The organism is Bombilactobacillus sp. ESL1197, from assembly GCF_058107145.1.
In genome coordinates, this window is the sequence record NZ_JBYLTY010000004.1 from 198,392 (window position 1) to 221,116 (window position 22,725).

Annotated in this window: 23 protein-coding genes; 19 read left to right on the forward strand and 4 right to left on the reverse strand. The window is 37.6% G+C overall.

The annotated features are described in order from the left end of the window. Nucleotides 1–131 precede the first annotated feature (131 nt). Entirely contained in the window at nucleotides 132–557 is a 426-nt protein-coding gene (locus AC3B6B_RS08650; protein WP_489758245.1) for a transposase, read from the reverse strand. Nucleotides 558–1,345: 788 nt separating this feature from the next. After that, entirely contained in the window at nucleotides 1,346–2,182 is an 837-nt protein-coding gene (locus tag AC3B6B_RS08655) for a hypothetical protein (RefSeq protein WP_489758246.1), read from the reverse strand. 352 nt (nucleotides 2,183–2,534) lie between these two features. On the opposite strand from AC3B6B_RS08655, the gene AC3B6B_RS08660 reads away from it, so the two are divergent. From AC3B6B_RS08660 to AC3B6B_RS08690, 7 genes are all read left to right on the forward strand, one after another. Further along, a complete protein-coding gene (locus AC3B6B_RS08660) occupies nucleotides 2,535–2,993 on the forward strand; it encodes a NanQ anomerase/TabA/YiaL family protein (protein ID WP_489758247.1) in 459 nt (152 codons plus the stop codon). Between the two features lie 2 nt (nucleotides 2,994–2,995). Further along, nucleotides 2,996–4,228 carry an MFS transporter gene (locus AC3B6B_RS08665; protein WP_489758248.1) on the forward strand — a complete coding sequence of 411 codons (1,233 nt, stop codon included), beginning with the start codon at nucleotides 2,996–2,998 and terminating at the stop codon, nucleotides 4,226–4,228. A 22-nt stretch (nucleotides 4,229–4,250) separates the two neighbouring features. Further along, nucleotides 4,251–4,718, forward strand: a complete 468-nt coding sequence (locus AC3B6B_RS08670) for a YhcH/YjgK/YiaL family protein (RefSeq protein WP_489758249.1) — start codon at nucleotides 4,251–4,253, stop codon at nucleotides 4,716–4,718. A gap of 197 nt (nucleotides 4,719–4,915) precedes the next feature. Then, entirely contained in the window at nucleotides 4,916–5,368 is a 453-nt protein-coding gene (locus AC3B6B_RS08675; RefSeq protein WP_489758250.1) for a PTS sugar transporter subunit IIA, read from the forward strand. A 21-nt stretch (nucleotides 5,369–5,389) separates the two neighbouring features. Beyond that, a complete protein-coding gene (locus AC3B6B_RS08680) occupies nucleotides 5,390–6,790 on the forward strand; it encodes a PTS galactitol transporter subunit IIC (RefSeq protein WP_489758251.1) in 1,401 nt (466 codons plus the stop codon). A gap of 24 nt (nucleotides 6,791–6,814) precedes the next feature. Beyond that, the gene (locus tag AC3B6B_RS08685; RefSeq protein ID WP_489758252.1) at nucleotides 6,815–7,111 is read left to right on the forward strand and encodes a PTS sugar transporter subunit IIB; all 297 of its coding nucleotides are present in this window, start codon (nucleotides 6,815–6,817) and stop codon (nucleotides 7,109–7,111) included. A gap of 33 nt (nucleotides 7,112–7,144) precedes the next feature. Further along, on the forward strand, nucleotides 7,145–9,244 hold the full coding sequence (locus tag AC3B6B_RS08690) for a BglG family transcription antiterminator (protein ID WP_489758253.1): 2,100 nt from the start codon (nucleotides 7,145–7,147) through the stop codon (nucleotides 9,242–9,244). Between the two features lie 226 nt (nucleotides 9,245–9,470). On the opposite strand, the gene AC3B6B_RS08695 is transcribed toward AC3B6B_RS08690, so the two are convergent. Beyond that, nucleotides 9,471–10,412 carry an NAD(P)H-binding protein gene (locus AC3B6B_RS08695; RefSeq protein WP_489758254.1) on the reverse strand — a complete coding sequence of 314 codons (942 nt, stop codon included), beginning with the start codon at nucleotides 10,410–10,412 and terminating at the stop codon, nucleotides 9,471–9,473. A gap of 155 nt (nucleotides 10,413–10,567) precedes the next feature. Next, on the reverse strand, nucleotides 10,568–11,458 hold the full coding sequence (locus AC3B6B_RS08700) for a LysR family transcriptional regulator (RefSeq protein ID WP_489758255.1): 891 nt from the start codon (nucleotides 11,456–11,458) through the stop codon (nucleotides 10,568–10,570). A 195-nt stretch (nucleotides 11,459–11,653) separates the two neighbouring features. Between AC3B6B_RS08700 and AC3B6B_RS08705 the strand changes: the two genes are divergently transcribed. The 12 genes from AC3B6B_RS08705 to AC3B6B_RS08760 all read left to right on the forward strand — a co-directional run bounded on the left by AC3B6B_RS08705 (nucleotide 11,654) and on the right by AC3B6B_RS08760 (nucleotide 22,607). Next, nucleotides 11,654–12,517, forward strand: coding sequence for a phosphate ABC transporter substrate-binding protein PstS family protein (locus AC3B6B_RS08705; protein ID WP_489758256.1), 864 nt, complete (start codon nucleotides 11,654–11,656; stop codon nucleotides 12,515–12,517). A 1-nt stretch (nucleotide 12,518) separates the two neighbouring features. Beyond that, on the forward strand, nucleotides 12,519–13,442 hold the full coding sequence (pstC, locus tag AC3B6B_RS08710) for a phosphate ABC transporter permease subunit PstC (RefSeq protein WP_489758257.1): 924 nt from the start codon (nucleotides 12,519–12,521) through the stop codon (nucleotides 13,440–13,442). After that, the gene (gene pstA, locus AC3B6B_RS08715; RefSeq protein ID WP_489758258.1) at nucleotides 13,439–14,323 is read left to right on the forward strand and encodes a phosphate ABC transporter permease PstA; all 885 of its coding nucleotides are present in this window, start codon (nucleotides 13,439–13,441) and stop codon (nucleotides 14,321–14,323) included. Before pstC ends, pstA begins: the two co-directional genes overlap by 4 nt. Before the next feature lie 4 nt (nucleotides 14,324–14,327). Further along, complete coding sequence (pstB, locus tag AC3B6B_RS08720; RefSeq protein ID WP_489758259.1) at nucleotides 14,328–15,125, forward strand: phosphate ABC transporter ATP-binding protein PstB; 798 nt, start codon at nucleotides 14,328–14,330, stop codon at nucleotides 15,123–15,125. A gap of 11 nt (nucleotides 15,126–15,136) precedes the next feature. Continuing rightward, nucleotides 15,137–15,895, forward strand: coding sequence for a phosphate ABC transporter ATP-binding protein PstB (pstB, locus tag AC3B6B_RS08725; RefSeq protein WP_489758260.1), 759 nt, complete (start codon nucleotides 15,137–15,139; stop codon nucleotides 15,893–15,895). 12 nt (nucleotides 15,896–15,907) lie between these two features. Continuing rightward, nucleotides 15,908–16,561, forward strand: coding sequence for a phosphate signaling complex protein PhoU (gene phoU, locus AC3B6B_RS08730; RefSeq protein ID WP_489758261.1), 654 nt, complete (start codon nucleotides 15,908–15,910; stop codon nucleotides 16,559–16,561). Nucleotides 16,562–16,836: 275 nt separating this feature from the next. After that, nucleotides 16,837–17,901 (forward strand): 2,3-butanediol dehydrogenase, encoded by a 1,065-nt coding sequence (locus tag AC3B6B_RS08735; protein ID WP_489758262.1) that lies wholly within the window; start codon nucleotides 16,837–16,839, stop codon nucleotides 17,899–17,901. A 224-nt stretch (nucleotides 17,902–18,125) separates the two neighbouring features. Further along, the gene (locus tag AC3B6B_RS08740; RefSeq protein ID WP_489758263.1) at nucleotides 18,126–18,470 is read left to right on the forward strand and encodes a phage holin family protein; all 345 of its coding nucleotides are present in this window, start codon (nucleotides 18,126–18,128) and stop codon (nucleotides 18,468–18,470) included. A 21-nt stretch (nucleotides 18,471–18,491) separates the two neighbouring features. Then, on the forward strand, nucleotides 18,492–19,421 hold the full coding sequence (hprK, locus tag AC3B6B_RS08745; protein ID WP_489758264.1) for an HPr(Ser) kinase/phosphatase: 930 nt from the start codon (nucleotides 18,492–18,494) through the stop codon (nucleotides 19,419–19,421). Between the two features lie 2 nt (nucleotides 19,422–19,423). Beyond that, the gene (gene lgt / locus AC3B6B_RS08750) at nucleotides 19,424–20,257 is read left to right on the forward strand and encodes a prolipoprotein diacylglyceryl transferase (protein WP_489758265.1); all 834 of its coding nucleotides are present in this window, start codon (nucleotides 19,424–19,426) and stop codon (nucleotides 20,255–20,257) included. Nucleotides 20,258–20,326: 69 nt separating this feature from the next. Next, a complete protein-coding gene (trxB, locus tag AC3B6B_RS08755) occupies nucleotides 20,327–21,265 on the forward strand; it encodes a thioredoxin-disulfide reductase (RefSeq protein WP_489758266.1) in 939 nt (312 codons plus the stop codon). 172 nt (nucleotides 21,266–21,437) lie between these two features. Next, nucleotides 21,438–22,607 (forward strand): alpha/beta fold hydrolase, encoded by a 1,170-nt coding sequence (locus AC3B6B_RS08760; protein WP_489758267.1) that lies wholly within the window; start codon nucleotides 21,438–21,440, stop codon nucleotides 22,605–22,607. The last annotated feature ends 118 nt before the right edge of the window (nucleotides 22,608–22,725 follow it).

A 22,725-nucleotide genomic window follows, 5' to 3' on the forward strand; every position in this document is an offset into this window, starting at 1 on the left:
TAAAATTAATAATTGAATAAATGATAGATTAAATCCCGAATTTGCGATAAGTATACTTTCAAATTGTTGTACATTTTTAAACTGAATGAATAATTGTACTTAAATAATTACAAATAAAAATACGCGTGGTGCTAATTAATTTTTCTCCAAGTATCTACAAATAAACATTGTTCCAATCGACTTTTGAATCCCGCTAAACAACGGGATCGATTACGTTCAATATCAAACATTTGATTCCATTTAGCAAAAACTGTCTCAATTTTTTTACGGCGCCGATTCAACAAAGATTGACTAACTTTGTTAGATTTTTGGTGCATATTTTTTCTAATTGATATCCAAAAATTAATTCCTTTTTGAGCCAATTCTTGTTTCCGTTTTTGACTTAAATAACTCAAGTCTGCCAAAATGTTAGGACAAGGATATTGATTTAAAAATTCAGGAATCATTTTGATATCGTGCAAGTTGGCAGTAGTAATGGTACAATCCACGACAATACCTTGATCCGTAATTTCAAAACTACCTTTGAAACCATAATACGGACTGGCAAAAACTATCAATAATCGTGTATTATGGTTTAACTTTCTGTTTCACGATTCCAGTTCTCATATTGAAATAAATCACCACACCTTTGGGTTAGACGATTAAACCGGGATCTTTCTGGTAAATCAAACAAATTTAATAAGTTTAATAAACGATAAAAACTACGTTGATTAGACATACCAATTTGAACCTGTAAACGTATTAAAGCCAATAATTGTACGTCGAATAGTTTAGCTAAATGAACATTTTGTAGAGTGAGGTTAAACTATCAATCCAATCTTGAATTAAAGATTGTAAGCTAGAAGATTATTGGTTAACCTTAAAGAGGTCTGACATGGCTATCATTTTCTTGTTAGAGGTAACTTAAAGTGTAGCCTAGTTAGGCTTTTTATTTCAACTAATTTTTAACTAGCACCACGCGTCTATAACACATAAACTTTTAAGACTTTGTTTGAGAATATTTATGTGGCTTAAATTCGGTGATTGTAACTCTAATAACAATCAAATTCTGTTACTACATGATTCTGGGAAAGATTCCAATAAGAATGATAGGCAATTGGACTTTAATGATAGAATCAAATTATTTTTATCGTCATTGACTGTGATAGTGGCGATAGGTGGATTTTTACTGCAAATTATCAAAATGGTTATATAATTTTCAAGTCATAGTCAAAATTGACCTACTTTAAAACTAGAATTAGATTTCTAAAATGCAGGACTAACTTTCAAGATTATAATTAAGTTGGTTCTTTTTTATTACGTTCATTTTAATGAGCTGAGAATTGATTATATTAGAATCTAACTTTTATTCTCTTCCCCGATCATCCGCAAAACCTTCATCTTGCTGTTGTTGAGCTAATTGGTTAGAACGGTAGTAATGCATATCTGTCCACATTCCCGCACCACTAGCTGCAAATAAGACGGGCGTTTGCTGGCCATCAATGTTTTCATTCATCATGTAGTAATATGTTCCATCACCAGCACTTTGGTACCAGCCACGTAAGTCAACAATTGGCGAAAGTGGTGCAGTATCAAAATTCGCGGTTTGTGGATCAATAGTAGATAAAGCAACCCAATTTTGCATGCGATTTTGTTGATCCGCATTTAAAGAACTTGTGCCCGTATTTAAAATTGCTTGGTCGTCAGCGGGGCGCACGCTGCCATCGTAAGCATAACCATCTTGACCATCGACACTAATCTTATTGTCCATAAAAGTAATGGATTTAACAGCATCAGAATCTTCATCATAACCATACCAAGTGCCCTGCATACTTGCTGGAAAATCGACTTTTTTAAATTCACTGTCACTCGTAGCTGGTTGAGATTGCGTTTTGGCAGTTGACGTTTGTTCATTTTGTGCAGTTGCTGCTTGAGGTTGTTCAGGATTAGGATTAGTCGTCCATAAATTGGCAGCAATTTTGGCTAGTTGCTGTCCGTGCATGTTCTTGGTTGTTATGATTTGCCATTGACTACCGGCAGCTAACAACTTTCCTGGTACCTTGTGACCATTGGTAGCATAGAGGGTTGTCGTTTTAGCAGTTGTAGTCAGTTTGGCAGCTGTTAGTGGTTGTTTATGCAATTGGCTACCGCCAATACTTAATAAGGTAGCACTAAGTAACATATAAATTGTTCTTTTCTTCATCTTAAATCCTCCTTAAATTATAAATAGCACTTTGTGTAATTAATTTCAAATGAAATTAGCAGTTCTCTACAGAATCTGAATAATTGATAATTTTTTCACAATAAAGTATTGCTTTTTAAAACCAAAGCGATTACAATTTCTGTGTAAAGTTAGTTAACCGTTTTAGTAAAAAAGAATAATTAATAATTATTTATTAGTTGCTATTTATTGACTTACTACACAAAAAAGTGAATTTAATTAATATTAAACGATTAACTAAAAATAATTAAGACAAACCGGTAGCTTAATTTGCTTTACATTAAATAAGTTAAGCGCTTAACTTTAGCTTGATTAAAAGGAGGTAAGTGTTGCCGTGTTATTAACAAAACTCAGCGATTATCAAGCCTGCGACTATCAAAAATTAGCTAGGGCCATTCAGTTTTTACAAGTAACAGATTTGACAAAGACGCCGTTAGGGAAAAGCCACCAACAAGGGGAGAGCTTTTATTGTCAAACATTGGAATATACGACTCAAAAAATTACTGATTTTGATTTTGAAATTCATCAACAGCGCTTGGATCTGCATTATCTAGTCGAAGGTACTGAAGAGATTGACATTGCGACGGATACCAATGTGCGACTATTAGGTGCTTATAATGCGCAACGGGATTTGCAATATGTTCAGCCACCGACAAATTATCAAAAAATAATTTTACATGCTGGTGATTTAGTTTTAATTGGGATGCATGAACCACACCGCACCAACGGTTTAGTTCATGAACCAACACACGTACGCAAAATTGTTTTGAAACTTGGCAGTGAGGAGGAATAAAAATGGCTGAGTCTGCAACTGGTAAATGGAATGCCAAGCAGATTTTAATTCTAGCAGGTATCTGGTTCGCTTTTTTAATTAGTTTTATTACGCGGCTATCGTGGTCAACAATTATGCCGGCGGTGATTGATTCGTTACATTTTACAGTGCAACAAGGTAATTCATACGTTACGGCCTTTTATATTGGCTATGCAATTACGGTTTTGCCGGGAGGGATGCTAGCTGATAAATTTGGTTATCGTAAATTGTTATTGACTGCGGTGGCAGGCAATTTGGTAGTGATGTTTGCCATGGTCTTTATGCGCGGTTATTGGGACGGGCTGATCTTACGTTTTGTCTTAGGTTTAGTTAGTGGTCCTGATTTATCAGCGTGTTTAGGCATTATTACAGAATGGTTTGATGGTAAGAAACGTGCCACGGCCACTGGAATTTTTAATACTTGCACCTCGTTTGGTTTAACCGTCATCAATCTATATGCGCCCACTGTTTTGGTTCATTATGGTTGGCGGGCAGCTCTAGCAGTCACGGCTTTGTTTCCGTTAGCAGCGTTAATTTTTTCCTATTTTACTTTAAAAGGAACACCACCATTTCCGCAACAATTTAAGGTGAAAACTAAAACTGGTCAAGTGAAAGAAGAATCAGCTTTGATGCGTTTGAAACACGCCATTAATAATCGCAGCGTTTGGTTATTAGCGTTGACCGGCTTATTTGCTACAGGCGCCAAGTGGGGCGTGACTAATTGGGCTAATTTATTTATTGTGAAAAGCTTGAAGTTTAGTTTGGTGAAAGCCGGTACCGCCATGTCCATCTTTGGGATTACTTCGGTAATTTCAATGGTCGTAGCGGGATGGATTTCTGATCATTCCAAACTATCGCGCCATCTTTGGGCAGCAATTTTTATGGCAATTTTCACACCCACAATTATTGGTTTTGCTTTAACGCCACACGGCAACTTAGCCTTGTTGTACTTTTGGACGGGTGCAATGGGTGTCGGAGCATTTATGTTTAGCACGATCACCAATAATCTGTCCGTGGAAGTGGCTCCCGCCGATCAACGTGGGACGGTTTCAGGCTTCATCAACGTCTTTAATCAAGTTGGTTCTTTTATCGCGCCCGTGATATTAGGCCAAATCTTGGCGGTTACAGGTAGTTATGTGACTTCGTATTTAATCATTGCCGCGTTTCCGTTAGTTGCGGTAGTAGCACTTTTATTTGTACGCGAAGAAAAAGAATAAAAGAATAGAGGAGAGAATAATTATGGAATTTGGAGCAAGTAAACAACATCAATTTAATACGACCGTTCAAAAACGGATTCAAACAGCTTTAGATTGGCTAGATGCTCGTTCAACCAAGGAATTGTTAGCTGAACCGTTGGGTAAAAAGCAAATTGCATCGGGCGTCGAATTACGATTTCAAGAATATGACACCCGAGACTATCAGACGATGAACTACGAAACCCATCGGGAACATATTGATATTCACTACATGATTACGGGTGCTGAATGGGTGCGCTTTAGTGATTCGGGAACTGCTAAACCCGTTAGTCCTTATGATCCTAAAGAAGAGATTCAATTTTTTAGACATCCTAAGATGCACGGTAAAGCTTTATTGACTGAACGACATTATGCAATCTTTTATCCGTCGGATTTGCATGCTGCTCATGGGATGGTTGCTAACAAAGTAGGACATAATCATAAATTGTGTGTCAAAATTGCTATTAATTAAGCATTTTTAGTTAATCGCTTAACCACAAAATAAATGAAGCATTATTGGATTACAATAATCTAATAATGCTTTTTTGCGCGATGGTGCAGTACTTGCACCAAGATTTCGGATGATTTGCACTATTGAAGCGCTTTTATGAATGGTTAAATAAAACGTGAACAGAAATAGCATTCAAAGAGAAAGGGGGGAAGTAAAAGTTGAATCTTTTGAGTTCTCAGTTAGTATTTGCGCAAGTTGAAGCAAGAACTTCATCTGAAATCATTCAATATTTGGCACAACAATTGCAAATGTTTGGCAAAGTACAACCAAATTTTTCTCAGGCGGTGCAAGACCGAGAGTTTAAGCAACCGACGGGGTTACCTAGCGGTAAAATTGCGGTTGCTATCCCACATACAGACGTTGAATACGTCAAGCAACCGGCGTTAGCTTTTGCGACCTTAAGGCGGCCTGTCAAGTTTCATAATATGGCCGTCACTGAACAACTGCTGAATGTGCAAATTGTGGTGATGCTGGCCTTGAAAAACCCGCATAGTCAGGTACAGATGTTACAAAAGCTGATGACTTTGTTTCAAAATCAAGTTTTATTAGAACAACTAGTTCAAATTCAAGACCAGCAACTTTTGTTTCAACAGCTTGTGGCAAATTTTTAGTTAATAATTGAGGAGATAGGTATGAAACCGATAATTAATTTCATTATGTATATTGTTGGACTTGGGCCAACGGTTTTGATTCCCATTATTATGTTGATTTTTGGTTTGTGCGTGCGGGTACCTTTTACTAAAGCTTTACGTGGTGGCTTAATGGTCGGTATTGGTTTTATCGGCTTAAATGCCACGGTTTCGATTTTGACCAGTGTCATGAATCCCGCCATTAAACATATGATTGCCGTGATGCATTTAAATTTACAAGTTATTGATGTTGGGTGGCCGTCTGCTTCAGCGATTGCTTACGGAACAGCAGTCGGAGTCAGTATGATTCCCCTCGGAATTGCGATCAATTTGATAATGTTAGTTACGAAAACCACTTCAACTATTGATGTCGATATTTGGGATTTTTGGCATTTTGCTTTTAGTGGTTCTTTGGTTTACGCTTTAACTAAAGATATTGTTTTGAGCTTGTTCTTGGCGAGCGTCAATATGATTGTCATTATGGTCATTGCCGATCGTACCGCTCCGTTATCTGAAAAATATTTAGGGTTACCGGGAATTTCTATTCCACATGGTTATGCCGGTTCCTTTGTTCCAATCGCCATCGTTTTTAATTGGATTTTAGATAAAATTCCGGGAATTAATAAGATCCATCTAGATGCCAAAGACTTTAACAAAAAGTTTGGCTCTTGGGGTGAACCAACCTTATTGGGCTTTATTATTGGACTGGTGATTGGTATTTTGGCTTATGGTTTTATTCCGGGCATGACGCTTGCTACTAAGTTAGGCAAAATTATGTTAATGGGGGTTACGCTTTCCGCCGTCATGATAATTACGCCAAAAATGGCAGCGCTATTATTACAAGGCGTCGTGCCTGTTTCTAATGCGATTCAGTCTTTTACGCAGAAAAAATTTTCCGGTAAACGCAAAATCTATATTGGAATGGACACGGCAGTGGGCATTGGTAGTCCGGTTGTTTTGGCCTGCGCGACTTTAATGATTCCAGTAGCATTGTTGTTTGCTTTTATCTTACCAGGCAATCAGTTCTTGCCAACCATTGGCTTAGTTGGTTTTGTCTTTATGTTTCCATTAATTGTTTCGATTACGCACGGTGATTTTTTCCGGTCCTTTATTATTGGTGCAATTAACGTGGTGATTGGTTTATGGATCGGGACGAATTTAGCCCCCTTGATTACGAAATGTGCTCGGGCGGCGCACTTTGCTATTCCCAAGGGTTCGTCATTAATCTCCAGTATTGATTATGGTTCCAATCCATTTCCGTGGTTATTTGTTCAAATTGCACCTTTCAAGTTCATTGCTTATGTCATCGGAATTGTCCTTATTGTTGGTTTGTGTTGGTGGAATCGCTCGAAAATCATTGCCGAAGAAAAAGCACTTGATCAAACAGAAACACCTACCAAATAATTTAGTTGAAGGAGTGTCTTTATTATGAAGAAAATTTTAGTAGCTTGCGGTGCTGGCGTGGTTACAAGTACGGCAGCCATGAATAAGTTAGAAGAAGAATTGGCTAATCGTGGTATTTCCAAGGATGATTATACTTTAGGTCAAGCTTCTGTGGCTCAAGTAGAGTCCATGGCTAGCGACTATGATTTAGCAATTACGACCACGCAATATGATAATGATGCTGTTAAAATTCCAGTAATTAACGGTTTGCCATTATTAACCAATATCGGTGTGGATAGCGTCATTGACGATATTATTGCTAAATTAGATTTAGGAAAATAACAATCGAAGTAAAACTTTTAAAGGATGATGGATGTGATTACTGGAGAGGTTGCAGCCACAGCGACAGGTTATCATAAATTATTGAATTATTTGCTGGTATCTTCAGGTTACGTTAGTTTAACAGAAATTATGACAATGTTTAATGTCTCGCGCAGAACAGCCTTTAATTGGTTGGCAGCCTTGAATCAGCAATTACAAAGCCAACACCTTGAAGAAATTGTTAATGTTCCTCGCTATGGATACCAATTAACTGATCATACCAAGCAAGTTTTAAAGCAGCAACCTAGTGTTAAGTTGGATGAGCGGGGGATTCACTTTAGTTCCAAACAACGCCAGACATTAATTATTTGGACATTGTTGGATAATTCTAAAGGAGTGTCTATTAATCAGTTAACACAGCGCTTTGCTTGTTCGCGCAATACGATCATTAACGACTTTAAAGTCTTGAGAACGCGCTTTCCAAAATTAGAAATTGTCAGTACCCATCAAGGTCACCAAATTCATGGTAATGAACGAGCAGTGCGCTTAGTTGTTTATGAATTACTACAAAATAACGATGCCACACTTTTTCAGTGTATTCAGCAATTAAACTACCCATTTTCACAATTTGAGAAACAATTAACTATTTGTCAGACAGCTTTAAAAATTAGTTTTTCGGAAAATGCGTTGCAACAATTAATTTATTTATTAATGTTTACTAAATGGCGTTATCAACAAGGAAAAAAGTTAGCCACTGAGCCCGGACAAGCGTGGTTATCTAAAAATACAACCGGGATTTTGCCGGCTTGTCAGAAACTATTGGAAACTATCTGCCAAGAAACTGTAACTAATAATGAAGTAGTCTTTTTAAGCAAAATCATGCTGTGCGCACAAGCAACCGCGGTTTGGTGTGTTAGCCCCAGATTATATGATAAATTAACACAAATTGCCCGGGAAATAATTTTTCGGTATAAACAATTAACCGGAAATCCGATTTCTGATCGACATTTTGTCGAAGTATTGTGTAACCACTTGTATGCGACTTATTTTCGAGTAATGTTTAGGATTCCATTTGTTTCGGATGAAATTGCAGATATCAAAAGAAATTATCCGCAGTTACTCAAATTAACTACAATTGCCTGTGCCCCGTTAGAACAATATTTAAAACAGGAACTGCCTGTTAATGAAATAGCATTAATTTGTTTATATTTTGGACCTCAAAGTGATGTCGTTTACCAAGACTGGTCGGTAAACAAAACGGATAAATATCAACTGGCCGCCTTGGCTGAGGTGTTAGTTGTGTGTTCCAGCGGTATTGGGACTTCTGTAATGCTTTATCATGAATTAATGCAAGCTTATCCGCTGATTAAATTTTCGCCACCACTCAAAATAGCAGATCTAAACAATATTTTTCAGGCTAATTATCAGGCTAAGTTAATTATTAGCGCGGCCCCGTTAGGGAAAAGTTCTTACCCAGTTCCCGTTTTAACTGTTAAAGCAATCTTAACAGAGCATGATTATGGTCAAATTGAAAATTATTTACGCACGCAAGTGCCACAAAAAATTGAGCACAATAGTAATGCTGTGAATCAACTGCTGACTATTATTAAGGAATACGCGGATGTAAAAGATGAGATGGGTTTACGTTCAAGTCTAGATAAATTTATTTTACCAGCTAATGATTTAGCCTTGACGGATACTTTACCTTCTTTAGCTAATCTTTTACCTGTGCAACATATTAAGCTGTTGCATCATTCGTGCAATATGCAGTGGCAAGCGGTATTACAATTAGGCTGCCAGTTATTAGAACGCGATCAAATTATCAATAGTTTTTATTTTTCTGATATTACCAATTTGATCAATAAATACGGACCGTATATGTTGATTGCAGATCATGTTTTTTTAGCTCATGCAGCCCCCAGTTCTCATAGTCAAACAGTCGGTTTGGCATTGGTGGTACTAGATCAACCAATAAAGATTTGTGCCCAACACCAAACAGTTGCTATTAATTGTTTATTTGTTTTATCACCGGGAACAAATCATGAACATGAAAAAGCGCTAACTGAATTAATTGATGTTGTGAAAAATCAGCATTGTGTTGAGAACTTAGTCAATGCTCAAACAAAGCAAGAGGTCAGAAATATTTTGATTTAGTTATTGAATGGATTAATTTTGAGCTTAATTAATAAAATTGGTACCGATATAAATTTCGTTCCGCATTTATATTGGTACCAATTTTTTTGAGAATTATTTGAAGTGTCTTCCCACGGTTTATTTGGAATATGTTCCAAATAAATAAGACTAGAACTGAATTGTTGGCTGTTTGAATAAGTTATTCATCCAATTAATTTGCTCTAGTCTCATCTTTAAGTTTCAAATACTAATCGTCTTTTGAATGGCGTTCACCAATTTGAAATTCTGCTTGGTGTTCAAACATATAACGCACAGATATTGGTTGACTACCTGTTAATTTGTAAAAATCATCGGTATAGGTATTCATTTTACCTTCACGAATGGCCTTGGCAAAAGTGACCATGCCATCAGATGAGAAGGGTGCTTCAGAATCTTTTTTAAATTGGCCATCAGTGGTTCGAGGGACACCCATGGCATCAAAGATTTGGTAATTTTCTTCATCACTAATGGCATGATATTGAATAGAATTGCCTGTGACGTCATTAGCAATATTGATAAAATCGCTGATGGTTAGTAAATCTTTACCATTGATGTTTAAAATTTGGTGGTGCAAATTATCATCTAATAAGGCATACGCAACGGCTTTGGCACAGTCTTTACGTGAAATATAGGCCATTTGACCGTCCCCTTGGCTATTGGCTAAATCTTGTCCTTGTTTAACAAAGGTAAAGTAGTTGGTGATCATAGCTTCAGCATATTGTGAATTACGTAAGAACAGATAATCAAGTCCACTCTTTTTTAAATAGTCTTCGGTATAAGCATGGTCAATTTTTTCGATACTAGGATTACTAGGGTCGCCGGCATTGACTAGTGAAGTATAAACAATTTTAGTTACACCGGCTTGTTTAGCAGCATCAATGACATTTTTATGAGCTTGCTGGCGTTTAGCACCCACAAAAGGCATGGAAATCAAAGCAAGGACGTCACCGCCAGTAAACTTTTCCACTAAACCAGCCTTAGAATTAAAATCAGTTTGGCGAACATCAATTCCTTGCTGTGCATAGTTGGCGAGCACGTTAGGATCATAACCACAAAAGATGAGTTGTTGTTTATTGGCTAATTGGATTAGTTCTTGCGCAGCTTGACTACCTAAATTACCATCGACACCTGTTAAGATTAACTTTTTCATGAATTTTTCCTTTCTAGATAAAGTGGAAACAAGCTTGTTAACTAACCGGATTAAATATCAAGCGGCGTCACTATACTTGCTTTCAACTTTTAATTAGCTTAATCATATGTGATTATTTGAGCAATTGCCAATATAAAAAATAACTAGGTTAGAGGTTAAACCTCTGCTGATATTGAATGAGCTTGGTGAATAATTTGTGCTAATTTAGCATGATTAAAATCTTTCCGATAAGCTAAGACGATTTTAAAATGATGATGAGTTTGGTTAATAGGCAATAATTTTAAGTTGGAAGTTTGGTTGGGCAGCGGGTAATTGTCCGGAAAAAAGCCGATCAAATGTTGCGTTTGAATCAAAAAAAGTTCTGTTTCTAAATCCTGTACTGTTGCTTTTATTTGAGGTGTAAAGCCATCTTGCTGGGCATGCTTTAACATTAGTTGATAAGATTTACCAATTGTCTGTGGAGCAAGCATGACGAGTGGATAGTGATATAACTGTTTCAAAGTGATTGCTTGGCAGTGATATAGAGGATGATCGCTATCAATAAGTGCACAGTATTTGCCTTGATATAAGGTAATGGTTTGCAATGAGGTCTCATTGTGAAATTCTGAATCAAAACTGATGGCTAAATCGTATTGACCATTATTTAAGTTATGAGCCACGTCTTTAAGTTGCTCTTTTTCTAATTCCAAAATTAAGTGTGATTGCTGCTTTAAAGTTTGCGTGATTTTGATTAAAAAATTTAAATCAATAAGTGAAGTATATTCTAGGCGAATACGTTGCTTGTCAGTACAAAAATCGGCCATGTCCTGCTCTAATTTTTGATACTGTTGACAAATTAAGACAGCTTTCGAGTAGAACAACTGTCCTGCAGCCGTAGGAACAATTGGTTGTACACTGCGATCAATTAATTGAACATTGAAATGATTTTCCAATGAACGAATTTGCTGACTAACACTCGTTTGTGCAATATGATTTTTTTGTCCAGTTTTCGTAAAACTGCCAGTATTTACTAGATCAATAAAATATTGCAATTTGTCTAAATTCATGTAAAAACCTCTCACAACCTTGGACTCAGGTCTCAATATTGTCTTAGTGATAAATTGACTGAAATTGGTTTTAGTTTAATCAATAATTAATTTAACTACAAGTAGCCTTAATTTTTCAGAAATTTACATATAATTTACACAATTAATAATAAAGTTTTACATTGGTTTGCTATACTGCTCCCGGAGGTTGAACCAATGAAAAAATTAAATTGGGGATTGCTATTGATCATGGCTGGTCTGCTATTAACTGGCTGTCGGCGTAACCATCAGGAACAGAGCATTACAGCAGTGGGTTCGTCAGCGTTACAACCTTTAGTGGAAGCAGCTGGTGATCAATATAATCGGTCTCATCCTAATTCTTTTATTACAGTTCAAGGCGGTGGGAGCGGAACCGGATTATCGCAGATTCAACAACGAGCAGTGGCGATTGGCAATTCAGATGTTTTTGCAGAACAAAAGACCGGGATTAAGGCTCACAAGTTAATTGATCATCGTATTTGCGTGGTAGCGGTCGTGCCTGTCGTTAATTCTCAGGTAACGATCAAAAATGTTACTTTGCAGCAACTACAAGAGATTTTTGCAGGTAAAATTACCAATTGGCAAACTTTGGGTGGCCCTAATTTGAAAATTTCAATCGTTAATCGGGCACCGGGAAGTGGCACTCGCATGGTTTTTGAACAACAGGTCATGCAAGGACTAACTAGCGTCAAAGCGCCCGAACAAGATTCTAGCGGAATGGTCCGTCAAATTGTGAAAAATACGCCGGGAGCGATTAGCTATGTAGCCTTACCGTATTTGACGCATGATTTACGAACTTTGAAAATTGACAATATCGCGGTCTCCGCCAAAAACGTGCAAACCAATCGTTGGAAAATTTGGTCGTATGAGCATATGTATACCACTAAAAATCCTAATGTATTAACTAGAAAATTTATTGATTATCTATTAAGTACTGCTTTTCAAGAGCGTGAAGTTAAGCAAATGCACTATATTCCAATCCAGTCCATGCAATATCAACAAGATGCTCACGGCAAAGTCACGAAAGTTAGGGGAAAGTAAAATGTCAGATTCCATTACGAAAAAGTTAAATCGACCTTCCGTATCTGCCAAATTAGAACAGCGGGGCAAGTTAATAACACAATGTTTAACTGTTTTGGTCGTCTTATTGGTTTTGGTCATTTTAGGTTTTATTGCTACTAAGGGGGTAGCAGTTTTTTTTCAGGATCATGGTAGCTTGGTGGATTTTTTAACAGGAAAAACTTGGAGTCCTGAGCAAACTAATGGACATCATGAACCGTTGATTGGGGCGTTACCGATGATTGTCGGCTCTTTTGCGGTGACCTTATTGGCAGTTTTGGTGGCTACGCCGTTTGCCATTGCAGCGGCCATTTTTATGACTGAAATTGCCCCGCATAAAGGTAAGCAAATTTTGCAGTCAGTGATTGAACTATTAGTGGGGATTCCGTCGGTTGTTTATGGCTTTATTGGTTTAGAAATCGTCGTACCCATGGTACAAAAAATTGCTGGCGGTAGTGGCTTTGGGATCTTGGCAGGAGCCATTGTGTTATTTGTCATGATTTTACCAACAATTACCTCAATGACGGTTGACGCTTTAACTGCAGTACCGCGTTATTACCGCGAAGCGTCACTGGCCTTAGGAGCGACCCAGTGGCAAACCATTGCCAAAGTAGTGTTAAGAGCAGCAGCACCGAACATTATGACGGCCATTATTTTTGGGATGTCGCGAGCTTTTGGCGAAGCCTTGGCTGTACAAATGGTGATTGGGAATGCTATTTTAATGCCTACTAGTTTGGTAGCGCCTGCTACGACGTTAACGAGTGTCTTAACGATGAATATGGGGAATACAATTATGAAAACAACGGCTAACAATGCTTTGTGGTCCTTGGCCTTGTTATTGTTATTGATGTCTTTGTTGTTCAATATGCTTGTCAAATATTTGAGCAAACGAGGTGCGTTGAAATGAATCCACAAAAAGTTAATAAAATTATGACAGTGATAATTTATTGCCTGTCGGGGCTGATCATTTTAATTTTGTTGGCGTTATTACTATATATTTTTATCAAGGGAATTAGTGTAATTAATTGGCACTTTTTAACTAGTCCAGCTAAAAGTTTTCAAGCTGGTGGGGGAATTGGGGTGCAATTATTTAATTCACTATATTTATTGGTCTTATCAATGGGGATTTCGCTGCCCTTCGCTCTAGGAGTGGCTATCTATTTGTCTGAATATGCGCAAAATCTCCGTTTAACGAATTTGATCCGTTCAGCAATTGAAGTGCTTAGTTCTTTACCATCAATTGTGGTCGGTCTATTTGGCTTTTTAGTTTTTGTAATCAATTTACATTTACAATTCTCAATTTTATCTGGTGCCTTAACGTTAATGGTGTTTAATTTGCCCTTATTAATTCGGAATATGGAAGACGCTTTACAAACAGTTAGTCTAAGCCAACGTGAAGCCGGCTTAGCGTTGGGCTTGTCGCGCTGGGAGACAGTGCTGCATGTTGTTATTCCGGAGTGTTTGCCCACGATTGTAACTGGCGTAATTTTAGCAGCGGGACGAGTTTTTGGCGAAGCAGCGGCTTTGATTTATACTGCGGGTCAAAGTGCGCCACCATTAAACTTTAGTAATTGGAATATCTTGAGTTTAACGTCACCACTTAATCCGTTGCGGCCCGCGGAAACTTTAGCCGTTCACATTTGGAAAGTGAATTCCGAAGGCTTAATTCCTGATGCACAGGCAGTTTCTTCGGGGGCATCGTTAATTTTAGTATTAGTAGTTTTAAGTTTTAATCTCTTGGCGCGTTATTTAAGTAAAAAACTATACCAGCATTTAACAGGAGAATAAGGTGATGGCAGAATTATTAACTTACACGGCTGCCTTAGCTGACCAGGCAGAAGTAGCGTTAGCGACTAAGAATTTGTGCGTCAGTTACGGTGCGAAAGAAGCTTTACACGAAGTGTCTTTACAATTTGAACGTTATAAAATCACATCGTTAATTGGGGCTTCTGGTTCGGGAAAATCGACGTTTTTACGCGCGCTCAATCGGATGAATGATACGGTTTTTAGTGCGCAAGTTCAGGGGAAAATTATGTATCGCGGAGTTGATATTAATGCTCCTAAAGTCGATGTTTACACGGTTCGTGAACAAATCGGCATGGTTTTTCAGCGTCCGAACCCGTTTGCGAAATCAATTCAAGATAATATTACTTTTGCTTTAAAACGGCGGGGGGTGACTGATCCACAAAAGTTGTCTGAAATTGTAGAAACTTCATTAAAGCAAGCGTCTTTATGGGAACAAGTCAAAGATAATCTGCATCAGAGTGCTTTATCATTGTCCGGTGGGCAACAACAACGCTTGTGTATCGCTCGAGCCTTAGCTTTGCAGCCAGATATTTTGTTGATGGATGAACCAGCTAGTGCCTTGGATCCGATTTCTACGGCAAAATTGGAGAATACGATGCAGCAACTAAAGCAAAAATATACCATTATCATTGTGACTCATAACATGCAACAAGCGGCGCGAGTAAGTGATTATACAGCCTTTTTTCATTTGGGAAAGATGGTTGAGTTTGACCAAACGCGTAAAATTTTTACGCGGCCGAAAGTGCAATTAACTGAAGACTATGTATCGGGGCATTTTGGTTAAAGGAGGAGTATATGACAGCAGATATTTTAACGGCGCAAAATGTACATGTGTTTTATGGTACGAATGAAGCGTTGAAAGGAATTAATTTAGCCATTAAACAGCACGAAATTACTGCCATGATTGGTCCTTCCGGGTGTGGCAAGTCAACTTTTTTACGCTGTTTAAATCGGATGAATGACCTAATTGCAAATGTTAATATTCAGGGACAAATCGAATTAAAAGGACAAGATATTTATGCGCCTACTATGAATACTGTTCAACTGCGAAAACAAGTTGGCATGGTCTTCCAGCAACCCAACCCGTTTCCATTTTCGATTTATGATAATGTGATTTACGGATTAAAATTGGCGGGGATTCGTGAGCGGCAAGTTTTAGATGAAGCTGTCGAGACTAGTTTAAAAGCCGCGGCTGTTTGGGACGATGTTAAAGACAAACTACATCAAAGTGCCCTGGCCTTATCAGGTGGTCAACAACAGCGAGTTTGTATTGCACGGGTTCTAGCAGTTAAGCCCGAAGTCATCTTATTAGATGAACCAACTAGTGCTTTAGATCCCATTTCAGCCACTAAGATTGAGAATATGTTATTGGAACTACGCCAGAATTACACCATGGTAATTGTGACCCACAGTATGCATCAAGCGTCTCGAATTTCTGATCAAACGGCGTTTTTTTATCAAGGTGAGTTAATTGAAATGGATCAAACTAAAAAAATATTTCTGAATCCACAACAGCAAACAACCGAAGACTATATTAGTGGACGGTTTGGCTAGAAAGAGGTTTTTATGCGGAGTGATTTTACAACAGAATTAAATAATTTACATGTTCGCTTTGCGGAGATGGCAATGATGGTGAATGAAGCTCTCAAAAAAGCGATGACCGCTTTTATGCAGAATGATTTAACCATGGCACAAGCAGTAATTGATAATGATCAATATATTAATAATCGTGAAGTCAACTTAGAACAAAAGTCATTTGAAATGATTGCTTTGCAGCAACCTGTGACGTCTGATTTGCGGATGATTGTAACTATTTTAAAGGCTAGTTCAGATTTAGAGCGGATGGGAGATCATGCGGTTCGCATTGCTCGCACGACCTTGAAACTTAAAAATAAAAATGCAGTTGGCCAAGTGAAACTACAGTTAGAACAACTAGCCCAACAAGTTGAAGTTATGTTTAATCAGGCATTAGATGCGTATTTAACCAATGATGCGCAAAAGGCAATAGTTGTTGCTCAGCAAGACGAACAAATTAATCAACTGGCTCATGAAATTGATCATCTTTGTGTGGCAGAAATGAAAGCTAATGCGCAAAGTATTGATGATGGAACTTCTTATTTATTAGTGGCGACCCATTTGAAACGCATTGGCGATTATGTCACTAATTTATGTGAGTGGGTCGTCTATCTTCAAGAAGGAAAAATCTGCGATTTAGGTTAACCAAAAGTTGCTGTAGGCGGGTTAGAACAATAGTTAAAAAATGTCATTAGAAAGTTTTAGACTAGCTGGTGGTGTTTTTACAGACTTTGTTCTAACCTGTTTTTGTTTTTTAGCAGAAAGATAAATTTTGTTAAAGAATTAACTTATTTCATCTAGAATTATTTTGAGCAAAGTGATATTATTTACATGTTGAATACGGTTGCATTAAAAAGCAAATAAATAAATTATGCAGCGATATCTGACATTTAGTTATTGAATAATTGGGAGGCAAAATCATGAAAGCAGCAAGAATCTATGGTAAACAAGATTTACGAATCGAAGATGTTGAATTAGATGAGCCAAAATCTGACCAAGTTCAAATCAAGGTGAAAGATATTGGTATTTGTGGCAGTGATATTCATATGTACCAAGAAGGCACTGGTATCCCATATAAGAAGCATCCGTTAACCGGTAAAACTGTACCAATTACTGAAGGACATGAATTCTCTGGTGAGGTTGTGAAAGTCGGCTCCGACGTAACGAATGTTCAAGTTGGTGATCATGTTTGTGTTGAACCTATTATTGCCTGTGGCAAATGTGAATTTTGCCGTAAAGGCTTGTACAACTACTGTACACGTGGTGTGGGTCCTGATGGTAGTTTGCAATTTATTGGTTTTTCCGATGATGGTGCCATGGCTGAATATGTGAATGTGAAAGATATTTATACGTTCAAGTTGCCTGAAGGCATGGACTATGAATTGGGTGCCTTAGTAGAACCGACAGCTGTCACTTATGAAGCAGTGCGTGATAGTGGTTTGATTGCTGGCCAAACAGTTGCTGTTATCGGTGCAGGCCCAATTGGCTTGTTAACAGCTTTGGTAGCTAAATATGCTGGTGCAACTAAAGTTTATATTGCTGATTTATCACCTGAACGTTTGGCTAAAGCTAAAGAATTAGGCTTTAGTGACGTTATTAACTCTGGCGAAGTGGACCTAGTTAAACATGTTTATGAAGAATTACCACAAGGAGTGGACGTAGTCTTCGAATGTGCTGGTGCGCAACCAACTTTAGACCAGGCGGTGCAATTAGTTGCTCCAGCTGGTGTTTTAGAGATTGTGGCTTTATTTAATGGCGATTATAAATTCGACATTACCACTTTACAGAACAAGGGTGCTGATGTGCATACGATTATGGGTTATGCCAATGCTTTCCCACCTTCCATTGGAATTATTAACCAACACCGCGACGTCTTCAAACAATTAGTAACTAAGAAGATTAGTTTGGATGATGCTGAAGAAGGTATTAAGTCATTGATGACTGATAAGTCACAAGTGAAAGTAATGATTTCTCCCGAACTTTAAAAAATAGTTTTTGACTAGCTGGTTTTGATTTGTTTCATACTATTGCCTGATGTCTATTAGGCGCAGTTGATACAAGTTGAGATCAGCTTTTTTTATTATTGCCATTTAAAAAATGATTGCTTTTCAATTGAAGCAAAAATGATTCGAACGTTGTTCAAACAGAACCACGGTGATGTATGTGGGATATGCTATAATGAAAAAATAATGTTAAGGAGAGCCGAGCTTTGAAATTAATTTATCAGACCGTGATTAATACTTTGCTATTTATGGCCATTGCCAAAGTCCTGCCAACACTGTTTTATCTGAGTGATTGGATTACTGCTTTAATTGCTGGTTTTGTTCTAGTTTTGTTGAATTTAACAATTAAGCCATTACTGAAGATTATTTCTTTTCCAATTACGCTACTGACCTTTGGCTTGTTTTCGATTGTCATTAATGCCTTAACTTTAGAGATCATTGCCACCTTAGTTCCAGGTTTTGTATTTCATAATTTTTTAGCCGCAATGTTGACGGCTGTTCTAATGTCATTTGCAAATTCATTTGTTGGTTATCATGTTTTTCAAAGATAAAGTTGAGAGAGGATTTAATTGATGGTAACAGTTCAAGATTTAATCGATCATACGAATATTCAAGTTTACAGTGGAGCAGAATTTTTAAGTGAACGCAATATTACAGAAAGTGAAATTTCTCGACCAGGATTGGAACTAACTGGTTATTTTGATTATTATCCGGCGGAACGGGTTCAATTATTTGGTCAGACGGAGACCTCTTATGCGCAATCAATGACTTCCAAGAATCGTTACCATATTTTACGAGAAATGGCGACTGATCAAACACCAGCGTTTGTTTTTTCTAGAGGCATTCAGCCGTCAACGGAGATGCAGCGTGCCGCGAAAGAACATCGTATTCCTATTTTGACGTCACCCTTAACGACCACTCGAGTTTCCAACATTATTACGCAATATTTAGAAAAGGTTTTGGCGCCCCGGAAAAGTATTCACGGCGTCTTGATTGATGTTTATGGCTTAGGAATCTTGATTAAAGGTGATTCCGGGATTGGCAAAAGTGAAACAGCCTTAGAATTAATTAAAAATGGTCATCGTCTAGTAGCGGACGATCGCGTCGATGTTTACCAACAAAATGAGCATACGATAGTTGGTGAAGCTCCCCAAATTTTAAAAAATTTAATGGAAGTACGCGGAATTGGCATTATTGATGTGATGAATTTGTTTGGCGCAAGTGCGGTCAGAACCTCTATGGAAGTGCAATTAATTGTTAATCTAAGTGCTTGGTCAGAAGATCAGAATTATGATCGGATTGGGACAGACAATCAAACGGAACGGATTTTTGATGTTGATGTACCTTCAATGGTGATCCCGGTCAAAGTCGGGCGAAATATCTCTAATATTATTGAAGTGGCTGCTATGAATTATCGGGCTAAAAAATTAGGATATGATGCTGCCGCCCGCTTTGAAAAACAATTAAATAATTTAATCAAAGAACATTCAGAAAGTGAGTAAGTATGAGTTTAGCTTTAAATCCAATTTTTGTGCAATTTGGCCCCTTTGAGATCCATTGGTATGGGGTCATTATTGCTTGTGGTGCGATTTTAGGAGTTTTGTTAGCTTTAAACGAAGCTCCTAAGCGGCAAATTATGAAAGATGACTTAATTGATCTAGTGCTCTGGGGAATTCCGTTTGCACTCATTGGTGCGCGTATTTATTACGTGGTGTTTCAATGGTCTTTTTATTCGAAATATCCGAGTGAAATTATTAAGATTTGGCATGGTGGCATTGCCATTTATGGTGGCTTGATTGCAGCTTTTATTGTGGCAATTATCTTTACTTATGTTCGACAACTGCCGTTTTGGCTAATCTTAGATATTGCTGCGCCGAGTTTATTAGTGGGACAACTGATTGGGCGCTGGGGCAATTTTATGAATCAAGAAGCTTATGGTGCAGTGACTTCGGCACATTTTTTGCATGCTTTACATCTGCCACCATTTATTATTCACCAAATGTATATTGCTGGGGCTTATCGCCAACCAACGTTTTTATATGAATCATTGTGGAACTTAGTCGGTGTGATTTTACTATTGAGTTTGCGTCACCGACCGCATTTGTTTAAGCAAGGTGAAGTCTTTTTAAGTTATGTATTATGGTATTCTTTTGGCCGCTTTTTTATTGAAGGAATGCGGACTGATAGTTTATACTTATTGAACATTTTAAGAGTTTCTCAAGTTTTGTCGTTAGTTTTGTTTATTGGCGCTGGTGTCCTAATATATTATCGGCGTAAAAAAGTGCAACCACCAGATTATTTGGCCGGAAGTGGCTTAAAATTTCCCTATCAACGTTAGTGTAAAGCACAATACTAGCTTTTGGTCAATTTAACTCTTATGATTATTATGTGATAAAAAGTAGAAAGTGTGGCTCAAATGCAAGAATATGATGTAATTGTAATTGGCGCGGGACCTGCCGGCTTAACGGCCGCTTTGTATGCTTCACGGGCTAACTTGAAAGTCTTAATTTTAGATCGGGGCATTTACGGTGGGCAAATGAACAATACTGCCGAGGTGGAAAATTATCCCGGCTTTGATTCCATTATGGGACCGGATTTAAGTGAAAAAATGTATCATTCAACTATTCAATTTGGTGCCAAGTATCAATACGGAATGGTGACGGATGTTGAGGATCATCAATCTTATAAAATCGTTAAAACCAGCGATGAAACTTTTAAGACGGGAGCTTTAGTGATTGCTACTGGCTCAGAGTATAAAAAAATCGGGGTTCCTGGCGAAGAAGATTATTCCGGTAAAGGTGTCTCTTATTGTGCTGTCTGTGATGGGGCTTTCTTTAAAAATGAAGATTTAGCGGTCATTGGTGGTGGTGATTCTGCTGTTGAAGAGGGAATTTATCTAACTCAACTAGCTAAATCAGTCACCATCATACACCGGAGAGACCAACTACGGGCCCAACCAATTTTACAAAAGCGGGCCTTTGCGAATGACAAAATTAAGTTTATTTGGAATGCCGACGTGGAGGAGATTCAGGGCGACCAAGCAAAAGTCACTGGTGTGAAATACCGTGATAAAATCTCTGGTGCCGAGCAAGTGCTACCAGCTAGTGGTGTGTTCATTTATGTTGGTATCCAACCTAATACACAGCAATTCAGTGACTTAAAGATTACTGATGAAGCTGGTTGGATTATTACGGATGATCAAATGCAAACCCCAGTCCCAGGAATTTTTGCGGTGGGTGATGTGCGCAAAAAGACTTTGCGGCAAATTACCACAGCAGTTGGTGATGGTGGCTTAGCAGGTCAAAATGTCTTTAATTATTTACAAACTTTGGCTGATGAAAAATAGCTAGTTTAGTTAATTATTTGAATTACAAGAGCAAGTCGCGTGGAAAAGTTTTTAACTTTTGTACGCGGCTTTTTTGGTATCAATTAGTATTTGTAGCTTTTTTGAGAGCAAGTACTTGCATTTAAAAACTATTACTGATACGATTCATTTGTGTTAGAAAGGAGTGGCGACAATGTATCAAAAGTATATGGACAATGAGCAATTTAATTTTCAAATTAATCGTTTTTTAGAACCGTATGAAAAGGACGTAGCAGTACAAAAGGTTATTGCACGAACAGCTTTGCAGATTAAAAGTCGTCAAGATTGGTATGAAACTTGGAATCAGCTAGCAATGAAGACGGCACAAAAAGCCACAGCAACTCAGCAAATGAAAGATTATGGCTTAGCTTCGACTTATTACCAGTTGGCAGATTTCTTTTTGACTGAGCAAGATGAACGCAAGCAAGCAACTTATCGAGGATATGTTGATAATTTTTACCACAGTATTGACACCACTAACTTGATTTTTGAAGATGTTCCTTATCAAAAAGGTATTTTGCCAGTAGTTCGAATCAATCATCCGCATGCGCAAAGAACTTTACTATTTCATGGTGGTTTCGATTCTTATTTGGAAGAAATGCTTCGTTTAGTCTTTCAATACGGTTTAGATGATCAATTACCAAATTATAATTTTGTTTTGTTTGAAGGTCCTGGTCAAGGACGAGCTTTACGTTCAGGGTTAGCTTTAACTTCTAAGTGGGAAGAACCCGTTGGGTATTTGCTTGATTATTATCAATTAGACTCAGCTGATTTATTGGGAATGTCTTTGGGCGGATATTTATCCGTGCGAGCCGCTGCTAAAGATCATCGAATTCGGCGCGTGATTGCCTATGATGCAATGTTGAATTTAAGTGATGCATTGGTAATGAAGTTGCCCCAAGCTAGCCAATATTTAGACCATTTAGATGATCCGAAAATTGCGACTAGTTTTAATGACTTTTTGGTTAAATTATCCAATAATAATGTTGATTTAGCTTTTAAAATGCAAAAAGGCATGGATATTACGTTAACTAAGCAGCCTGTTGATTTTGTAAAAGAGGCTTTAAATTATACCTTGAAGGGAGTATTAGATGAAGTAATAGCAGATGTATTATTAATAGGCGGGACTAAAGATTTATACGTTCCTGCAGCTGTTACTTTAAAAGAAGCAGCAGGTCTAGTTAATGCCAGATCTCTGACGGTAAAAATTTTAACGGAGGCTAGTGGCGGTGCTAGACATTGCCAAGTTGGAGATAAGAAATTGGCTTTTCAAATATTAACTGAATTTTTAAGTTCGAATAATTTAATGACGAATAAAAATTGAGTTGAATTAATTGCTTAAGTTAGCCACTCGAAAAGTAAAGGGCACCGAGATAAAAATTCAGCATCATTTTTTTAACAAAACTCCCAGTAGTTAAATGATTTCTTAAATATTTGGAACG